General features: G+C 44.5%; 4 protein-coding genes. All 4 read right to left on the bottom strand.

Translation table 11 applies throughout. The annotated features are described in order from the left end of the window. Window positions 1-107: 107 nt before the first annotated feature. Window positions 108-2507 carry a TonB-dependent receptor gene (locus tag AEST_RS04750; RefSeq protein WP_008607429.1) on the bottom strand — a complete coding sequence of 800 codons (2400 nt, stop codon included), beginning with the start codon at window positions 2505-2507 and terminating at the stop codon, window positions 108-110. 376 nt (window positions 2508-2883) lie between these two features. Further along, window positions 2884-4833 carry an alpha/beta hydrolase family protein gene (locus AEST_RS04745; protein WP_039925103.1) on the bottom strand — a complete coding sequence of 650 codons (1950 nt, stop codon included), beginning with the start codon at window positions 4831-4833 and terminating at the stop codon, window positions 2884-2886. Between the two features lie 30 nt (window positions 4834-4863). Beyond that, a complete protein-coding gene (locus AEST_RS04740) occupies window positions 4864-5820 on the bottom strand; it encodes a class I SAM-dependent methyltransferase (protein WP_008607426.1) in 957 nt (318 codons plus the stop codon). Between the two features lie 62 nt (window positions 5821-5882). Continuing rightward, window positions 5883-8567: a TonB-dependent receptor plug domain-containing protein gene (locus AEST_RS04735; protein WP_008607424.1), complete on the bottom strand. Its 2685-nt coding sequence runs from the start codon at window positions 8565-8567 to the stop codon at window positions 5883-5885. Between the last annotated feature and the right edge of the window lie 415 nt (window positions 8568-8982).

Here is an 8982-nt window from a genome sequence, read left to right as displayed (position 1 = left end):
AACAATTATTTAGAGCAATCCGAGAAGCTTCGCTTTATGAGTCACGCATAAAAAAAGCATGGTTTAACGAATTAAACCATGCTTAAGATCATTGAAATAAATCTGACTTACAAGAACGTATAATCAACACGTAAAGTAAAACTTCTCTCTGGTGCGAATAACACATTCAGATTGTTAGTGCTGCCTGAGCGTGTACGAGCTTGACGGTAAAGATCGATTTGCTTGTCAAAAACGTTATTAATATAAAAACTTAAGCGAATATTATCATTTAACTCCATCCGGCTGGACAAGTTCACGCGCTGATACGATGGTGAAGTGTCTGAACCATCTAACCGGGCATTAAAATGCGACTTATATTCACCATACGCTTCGATATCCAAACGCAGGTACGTTTGCTTGTCAAACAGACTCAAGCCTTTGTCAAGACCCAGATAGGCGTTGTATTTAGGGACCTGTGTCATATCCTGCCCAGCTTTAGCCTGTAACGAGGGGACATCACTCAACATTTTAGAATTAGTATAAGACGCATTGAATATCAGGTCCAAGTCGTGATCAAAACTGTATTTACTTTCCCACTCTAAGCCGCGCGAGCGGGCTTTAGCTGCATTGGCTGTATAACTGAAACCACAACTGGGCATGTATACACTGGCCCATACGTCATTCCAATTAATTTGATATATTGCAGTGGAGAATTGTAATCGTCCTGTATTCGCTTTGTAACCAATCTCATAGTTGTCGATGCTATCACTCTTATAGCGCTCCTGAAACGCCCCGGCAAATTCGTCATTCCGGCAGGCGTTAGCCAGAGGCGCATTATTACCACCTGGGCGATACCCCTCTGAATAAAGAGCATAAATAGACATATTTGAGGAATCTGGTAACCAAGCGATACTCACCTTCTTCCGATTACCGGACTCCTCACCCTGACTCAATACCGCACGTCCTTCCCGAGCTTCCCAGATTCCAGAATAGCCATAGGACGCATAGTCCTCCAAATCAAAATAGCGAATCCCACCTGTCAGCTCGAAACGACCAATATTGTCAGTTTTAATTATGTAACTGACTTCACCGAAAAGTGCGAACTCTCTCGCATACTGTCCATCATAGTAAAAATTATAATTCTTACTACTATCACCGTATAACGCCTGCCCTAACTGGCCAACGTTAAAAATACCCAGTTCTCCCCAATAATCTTGCCAGTCCACCCAGTCGTTCCAGTCCGAAAAGACCGCTATACTGGCTGCATCCTTTTGATGATACTGGTACTGACGATTCGGTATTGCACCTCTCCAATCTTTGTCATAAAACGCACCGACGGTCCACTTTACGCTATCTTGTTGACCATTATCTTGGATCCTGAACTCGTGAGTAACACGGGAGATTTTGTCGTAATTGATAATCCAAGTTTTAACCATATCGGCCATGTCCAATCGTGACCAATTGTCGAGCGAATCTTCCTGAAATTGCCGATATGAACCTGCATAAGTTAAGTCTGCGAAGTTGAAAACATTGTCTATATTGGCAGTCACAGTAAACAAGTTAGTTTCAGTTTCCAACCAGTTATCCATGCTTTCCCAAATCAGATAATCACGCTTTGACCTATTAGTCACATTGCCAAAGCATTCTGCGCGATTCTGACCTGCCTGACACGGTTGTACGGTATAGGCGACGTCATAACCCCATAAAGAGTCAGGGTTAGGTGTAGTACTTGCAATTCTTCTTCCGGTCGGCTGCGACAAATCGGCTATTCTTGTACCGATAGAGTTGCTGCTGACATTGTAATAACCGAAGTTCACATTGGTATCGTCGTTGATTTGCCAGAGCACCTGGGTGCGTAAATAACTATCTTCCACTTTGCGTTGCACGCCTGTATTAGCATTAACAATTGCACCCGGCTTGTGAGAGTTATGCCCAGTAATGCGCATTGCAAGAGTGTCATCAATCAAAGGTATGTTAATCGCAGCCCATGCTTGCAGCTCGTTACCACCAACATTTTTGGTAGACTTTGTTTGTGCTGATGAAATAAACTCGAATGTATCCAGCCGCGGTTTCTGCGTAATCACGCGAATCGTGCCACCAATCGCATTTGACCCCCATAAAGTTCCTTGCGGTCCGCGCAGTACTTCAACTGCCTCGGTGTCATATAAATCGACAAAGTTAAATGGGATGTCATCGGTAAAAGAGGATGTGGTTGAAGGAGCAGCGCTGTTACCCCCAGATAATCCCCGAAGAATTAATACTCCCGTTGGAGAGGCTGCACCAGCTAAGGTCCGCTGTAGATCCTCTTTTGTAATAAGATTCCGATCTGCAATCTCCATTGCAGAGACAGATGTCACATTCATCGGCACTTCTACCAGCGTTTCAACCCTCTTGCGCGAAGTAACGGTAATAACCTCTATATCTTTAGTATCTTTTGCCTCTTCCTCATTAGCATAAGCAGTAGTCCCTGGAATTAATACGGATGCCATGGCCAATGACAAACAACTAAGTTTAAGTTTTTTATTCATTAGATTATCCTTCAATTTTATTATATTTGAGAGTTCATTGAACTCAATTTTAACTTAGTATACAAAACTCAAACATCATTGCCAGCCGCACGGCTTTGCTTAATTTATTATTGGTGAACATACTTTAGCTCCCTGGATAGCTTTACAAACTATCTCATTTTTGTTGGCAGACACGTTCGTGAGAATAACGTGCTTAAAACATTCAGATAGTAACCTGAACTAAACACTTAATAATATGCAGCAAAAAAATTTCGGGTCAAGCTTAAATATTGATAAATTGCAGCAGGGATGCAACTTTTTTGCGGTGAGATGGTCAGTCGGCGATGGCCACTCAGTATTTGGCAACAACTGAGTGGCCATCCCAGCGATATCGTTGTTAATTTGCGTGGTTTTCAACCGGCAGCGGCGTCTTCTGACCAATATGTTGGTTAAAGAATGTTAGCATGCTTTCGTATAACTCGACCCGATTGGCAACCTGATAGAAGCCGTGTCCATCCTCCTTTACCAACCACTGATACTGTTTACCAGCAGTGTCCAGCGCGCGACGTAAATTATTAGCGTGCACAATAGGCACCCGCACATCTTTCGAGCCGTGCACAATCAGTAACGGCACCTGAATTTTATCGACATTGTGCACCGGAGAAATACTCTGTAAATACTCCTGACCTTCGCCAACATGAGAGCTCAGGTACTGCCCTATATTGCGACTACGACTGGCGTCCGAGCCGTCACCTTTGAAAAACAGCGGCATATCATACACACCAACATAGCCAACCGCGCAGCGATACAACTCCGGGTCTTTAATAACGCCCCAAATGGCTGCATAACCGCCATAGCTACCACCATAAATACAAACCCGCTCAGGATCGGCAATGCCCTGTGCCACTGCCCAGCGCACGGCATCAGCCAAATCGTCTTGCATGGCACGGCCCCACTGTAACCGACCAGCCCGTTGAAAGTCCTCGCCATAACCACCCGAACCACGGAAATTCACTTGCAAAGTGGCATAGCCATGATGTGCAAAAAATTGTGCTTCAGCATTAAAGCCCCAGCTATCATAAGGACCATAGGGGCCACCGTGTACATTAACGATCAGCGGCAACTTGCTGCTCTGCTGCTGCGGCAAGGTTAAATAACCGTGCAAAGCTAAGCCATCGCGTGCCGCAAAACTTACCTCTTGCATGGGTACCAGCTGCTTAACATCCAGATTGGGCTTTACTGACGCCAAATAGCGCGCTTGTTTTTTCTGCATGTCATATAAATAAAACTCGCCGGGATTGCGATCACCGCTGACATGAAATAGCGCCAATTGTCCTTTGCGATCAAAGGACGTTATAGTCACTTTTTGACCTTCAAACGCATTTTTCAGGCCAGCCAATAACAAGGCGCCGGGATGATTGGCGGTAATAAACTCATGCTCGGCTATCCCAGCAGCATAATTGACAGCCAGTAACTCGCCGTCATGTGCCACGGAGCGACCATTAATATCAGAGTATTCATGCCGGGCCACCAACTCTAACGTCTTATTGTCAAAGTCGTAGGCGAAAACGCCTTGCCGATCACCTTTTGCTAAGTCGAAATTAGAAATAAAATAGGCGATTTTGTTATCTGCACTAAAACCCAAAGGTTGCACCAGCGGGTTAACCCGGCGGGATGGTAACTCCATACGCTGCCACTGCCCTTGTTGTTTGATATGCAGTACGGCTTTATTCTGGTCAAACTCTTTGCCTTCAATAAATTCGATCCCCATCCGCAAAGTGCCGCTATTATCTGCCATCAGGCTGGCCACGACGCCTGGCGGCTGGTCATCAAGGAAACGCTCTGTACCGCGATTTACATCCAGCGTAAAAGCACGCATACCGTTTTTTTCTGCCCAGTGATACTTACCAATCAAGATCCGATCGGGTTGGTCTGGGAGTAGATGCAAAATGGTATAGGTAGACATATTGGTTTGGAACAGCTGAGTACGGCGACGCCCATCTGAATTGGCCGCATAGAGGTCGACACTGGTGCCCTGCATAGAGACCAGATTACCAGTTACCTCTGCCACTTCCATCAGTACGCGGTCATTGTTGGCCCAATGAAAGTTTAATACATGCTTATTCTCGCCAAAGGCAAAGCTGCTCTTAATCTGCATGTTACTCAGCTGCATTACCGCCAAGCGCACTTCTGAGCCCTCTTCGTAATTAAACGCCAGTTGTTTACCATCTGGCGAGACTTTCATATTTTTGACTTTTGCATGATCGAAGAAATCTATGGTTTTAATCGCCGCACCAGCAGCGAAGCTGGCTAAACACAGCAACAGGCTTAATACTAACTTTTGCATAACAGCTTCCAATCAATACAGTTCCAATATTTACTGCTTTAAAACTGACAAATACCAGCCAAACAGTTCCTTGTTAAGGTAAAGCGGCTCACAGCTTACTTTGCACTTATACCTGGCAAAACAGCTTACCCAATATTCACATTTTTTAACATCCCAGGCGGCAGCAATTTGATCCGCTAGCCGTAACCGGTAATAGCCCAGCTCGGTCAGAAAGAACGCCAGTTTATCCGGTGTTTCCAACGATAAATCGACGAAGCAAGCCGCAAATTTTGCCAATACGTCGTGAAAATCATCTGCAACCCCCAGTTGTTCCGCCTGCAGATGCAGCTGACGGGCAGTTTCCAGCAGCTTGCGGTTAACAACTTCAAATTGCTGATAAGCTGCTTCAGAGTTATCTCTAGCCAGTTGCAGCAAGCGTTCTTTAAATTGCGCAAGCAGGGACAGAAAATCAGGCGTAGTAAAAGCGGTTAACAACTGTAGTAACTGACGGGACTGCTGCAGCAAGGGTGTCTCAGCATGATGAATTACCGCCTCTAAACGTCCTGCCGGCTTCAGTACACGCATACAGCTTTGTACCGCCTGACTTGGCTGCGCATACTCTAACGCAAACTGGCTGGTAATCAGACTCAGAGATCCATCAGCAAAGGGCAGGCTTTCAATTTTGGTTTCCGGGTAGAAATCAATTCGTGAAATATCCGCCCGTAAAGCAGGAAACTTTCTCATAATCAGTTCTTTGTCTATCTCAGCCGCATCAGATGCCCTGACTGTAAACTGAGATCCCGAGGCATCGGCGTACTGCAGCAGCATTAATGCCAGTGCACCATTTCCAGTTCCGACATCCAGAACCTCTGCCGCAGCGGGTAAGCAAGAAAAAATCTGATACCAAAAGTCTTTTAATTCTCCCTGATAGCCGGCTGCCATTTCACCTTCGCTAAAACTGTTCAGGCTTAACGCACTTTGCCAATAGGTAGACCAATGTTGTGCCATAACAACTCCAATAAAAAAGGGCAGTTAAACACTGCCCTTTTCGGATTTTACTTAATCAGCTATCAGAAACGCTGAGTGTAACGTACGTAAGAAATACGACCAGAGCCATCATACAAGGTATAGTCGAAGCCACGGCCATCAGCTGCACCTGTATTTAACTGAGGGTATTTCTCGAACAGGTTTTGTACGCCAACCACGATATCAGCATTCCAACCTAATGTATAACGCACTTGAGCATCATGGGTAATCCAAGTAGCGATATTACCTGCTTTAACTAACTGACCAGCGTTTGGACCTGAAGTAGGACGCGTTACGCTATTGTACTGGTTACCGATGGCATTGATGTTCCAAGCAAAGTCAAAGTCTCCGTACGAGTATACGTTAGACAGCGACGCTCTTTGACGAGGTGTACCTGGGTCACGAACTAAGTTACGGCCGCCATCTACTGAATAATCGAAGACATGACCAAACTGCAGATTATGAGTCAAACGGCCGATATTACCCAGATCAAAGTTGAAACGTACATTGATATCTAAACCGCTGGTATCAACTGAACCTCTGTTGGCGTAACCAGTAGTCGCATCAACGATAACTCTTGTCACAGGATCACGTACAATTCCCAAGCCAGCAGGGAAAGCATCACCAGCGCGCTCAGTGTTAATCAAAGCCTGTAAACCAATGAATGAAATTGCATCTGTAATTTCGATATTATAGTAATCAACAGCAAAATTTACCCAATCAGTTGGCTGATACGCCAGACCTAAAGCAATTTGCGTAGACTTCTCTGAAGCTAATGCAGGATTTGATATTGTGGTAGCACGCAGCTGACCTTGAGGACAAGTTGTTTGACCTCTGAAATCACATAAAACAAAATCACGGACCTGTGGATTACCCGGTGAAGGTTGTTGGGTAAGAATATCAAGCGTTGGTGCGCGGAAGCCCTTGCCATAAGAGGCACGTAATACTAACCCATCTAATGGCTCATAACGTAATGATGCCTTTGGCGAGAAATCTGAACCATAATCTGAATATTTATCGAAGCGGCCTGCGAAATTCAGCTCCAAATCATCAAGTACCGGCACCAGTGTTTCAAAATAAGCTGCTTTAACATTACGACCACCACCCGCTGAGCTACCTGCAGAACCACCTACAGTACCAGCAGCAGACTGCGAATCATAAATATCAGCATAATCTTCTGAACGGTACTCGGTACCTACAAACATTTGTACCATACCATGTTGAAGTTCAAACACATCAAAAGAGGCATTCGCAAATACTTCTTTCATATCAAACAGGTTGATACGAGAGATGGTGATATTAAGCGAATCTAACAAACGGCGATATGCTGCACGATCTTCAGGTGTTGTAAAACGAGCACCTAAAGGATCATTTAACATATAGGTACCGTTTTCCATAGCTACGTTTGCTACGGAACGCAGCAGATAACCATTACCCATATTATTTACTTTAGTTTTCGTTTTACGACCACCAAATTCAACTTCAACGTCGTTTACCATACCGGTAAAGCCCATCTGCACATCTGTTGTATAGTTATCAACTTGACTATCACGAGTGCCTAAAGAAGCAAAGCGATGATATACCGCAACTGGACGGGGAGCTGCAACACCGTCACGGTTAGTGGCTGGATTATACAACGGACTATTTGGGTTGGTTGGGTTATTAAGGCTAGTGGCAGAAATAACAGAACCTGGATCATTTAAAGATGCAGCATAACGACCGAATGATTTTGATTTAACAGCAGAGGCATTAGCATAAACCTGCCAATCGTCCGTAATGTCTTGGCTGGCGCGGAAAAACATTGACTGGGTGCCGACTGAGGAATCATTCGCATTGGTTTGACGGAAATCGTAGCTACACATGTCGCCACCAATCCATGGATTTTCGGTGGTGAACCAATTCTCATTTAAGCCTTCACATGCTGCCGTGCCTAAAGAAAGAGCATTAGTTGCAGCTGGTGCACGACCAGCAGAAGTCACTTCGGCCCAGTTATTACCATATGGCGAGATACCACGGTTACCCTGGTTCCATGGAAAATGGCGTTCAAAGATAATATCTCGCTCATTCCAAGAGAAACCCGCTAACAAGCGCGATTTGTTGGTAGAAGTACCAATTACAAATGATCCTTCTTCACGATCGCCACCTTCTGTAGGAATACTAACACGACCAGCGCCTACTCGAAGTTCAGCGCCATCGTAATCTTTTCTGGTGATAATGTTAATAACACCACCAATCGCGTCTGAACCATAAACCGCTGATGCTCCATCGCTTAAGACTTCTACTCGCTCTACAGCAGCTAATGGAACAGTGTTAAGGTCCTGACCAGAACCACTGATCGGTGATGTTGGCAAGCGGCGACCATCAACAAGGATCAAAGTCCTACTTGAGCCAAGACCACGAAGACTGACTTGAGTAGTACCTTGAGAAGCATTACCAGAAGTTGAACGGTAAGAACCGAAAGAGTTGAAGGTAGTGTTACGTAACAAATCAGACACACTCATCTGACCAGATAAATCAATTTGCTCGCGGTCAATAACAGTAATTGGTAATGCACCTTCTAAATCAGTACGTTTAATACGTGAACCAGTTACTTCAATTCGTTCAACTTTTGCAGATTCTTCTTCACTTTGTTGCGATTGTTGTGCAACAGCAGCTCCAGCAAAGGCTGAAGCTGCACCGAACGCGATAGCTAAGCGCACAGCTTTGCTTAATTTGTTATTTGAGTACATGTATTTCTCCCTGGACCACATTTAATTAGTGATTCTGTTTTTCAGTTACTAGCTTTTAAACGAAGTAGTTGTTAAATGCAACTTCACCCCGCATAACGCTTCATGATAATAAACGTAATTTTTCTAAAGGGTCAACAGCTTTTAAGGAACAATTTTATAAATTAACTGTCCGCCGTTAGTAAACAGCAAAAAGCATCTGGTGTATAATGCACATATTGCTTACAAACCATGATCATCCGTAGCGCAACATTTCCTCAATAAAGGCATTTAGCTGCAACTATGGCGAATAAGTGTACAAAAATACGCCACTACCGCATAGTGCGCCGCTCGAGTTGTAAATTTTATATTACCCAAAAACACTGCTCTTACCAGATCTAATTGTTGCTATATTCGGCAATCTGGATCGAACTTAGCG

It is taken from the genome of Alishewanella aestuarii B11 (assembly GCF_000280055.1).
Classification (GTDB): domain Bacteria; phylum Pseudomonadota; class Gammaproteobacteria; order Enterobacterales; family Alteromonadaceae; genus Alishewanella; species Alishewanella aestuarii.
Note: the sequence above shows the minus strand (reverse complement) of the source record. Positions and strands in the feature narration are given on the sequence as shown.